The organism is Flavobacterium bomense (genome assembly GCF_003970355.1).
The window spans coordinates 1-1,093 of record NZ_RYDJ01000240.1 but is presented as its reverse complement, the minus strand read 5'-3'; the positions used below and the strand labels follow the sequence as shown (position 1 = coordinate 1,093).

Genomic DNA, 1,093 nt, shown 5'->3' with positions numbered 1-1,093 from the left:
TCATCAATACATTTCAGAATTAATCGAAAAAGGCGTTCAAAACTTTGTCGTAACCCATATTCCAGAAAAGTTATCCAACAAAGCTACTTTTTTGGTTGTCGAAAACACCTTAGAGGCCTTGCAACGATATGCAGCTTATCATCGCAGCCTTTTTAAATTCCCTGTTTTTGGACTGACGGGAAGTAACGGAAAAACCATCGTCAAAGAATGGTTGAACTTTCTAATGAGTCCCGATTTCAACATCATTCGAAGTCCCAAAAGCTACAATTCACAAGTAGGCGTTCCTCTGTCGGTAATTTCTATTAATGACAGACACAATCTTGGTATTTTTGAAGCGGGAATTTCGAAAATGAACGAGATGGAAAAACTGGAAGTGATAATTCGTCCTACCATTGGAATTATTACCAATATTGGCTCCGCACACGATGAGGGTTTTGAAGATTTGGAGAAAAAAATCAAGGAAAAACTAAAACTTTTTAAAGAGCAGAATTAAAAATTTTATAATTCTAATACCAAAATAGCTGCCTAAAAATAAGATAATTGTATCTTTGCTTTAGGTAGCTTTTTAGTTCCGCTTTTTTTGATTAAAATTGCACATTATTTTAATTAAAAATAACTTTATATAAACAAGCACATTCTGCTTTTTCTCTTAAAAACATGAGTTTAGTCAAATTATCAATAAAAGGAATATCCTACAGTCAAACTCAAAATGGAGCTTATGCCTTGATATTGAACGAAGTCGATGGTGATAGGAAATTACCAATCGTTATAGGGGCTTTCGAAGCACAATCGATAGCTATTGCTTTAGAAAAAGAAATAAAACCACCTCGTCCTTTGCCTCACGATTTATTCAAAAATTTTGCCGACCGTTTCGATATTGTGGTCAAACAAATTATCATTCATAAACTAGTTGATGGTGTTTTTTACTCCAGCATCATTTGCGAAAGAGATAAAATCGAAGAAATAATTGACGCCAGAACTTCAGATGCAATTGCGTTGGCTTTGCGATTCAATGCTCCAATTTTTACTTATAAAAACATATTAGATAAAGCTGGGATTTTCTTAAAATCAAACCCTTTGAATCCCGAAAAAG

At 33.8% G+C, this 1,093-nt stretch carries 1 protein-coding gene and 1 pseudogene; both read left to right on the top strand.

Annotation, left to right across the window (positions count from 1 at the left end):
* Positions 1-484, top strand: a pseudogene (locus EKL98_RS17015) (Mur ligase family protein); the annotation flags it as partial.
* 173 nt (positions 485-657) lie between these two features.
* The coding region (locus EKL98_RS17010; RefSeq protein ID WP_148104472.1) for a bifunctional nuclease family protein at positions 658-1,093 on the top strand (436 nt) is incomplete at its 3' end.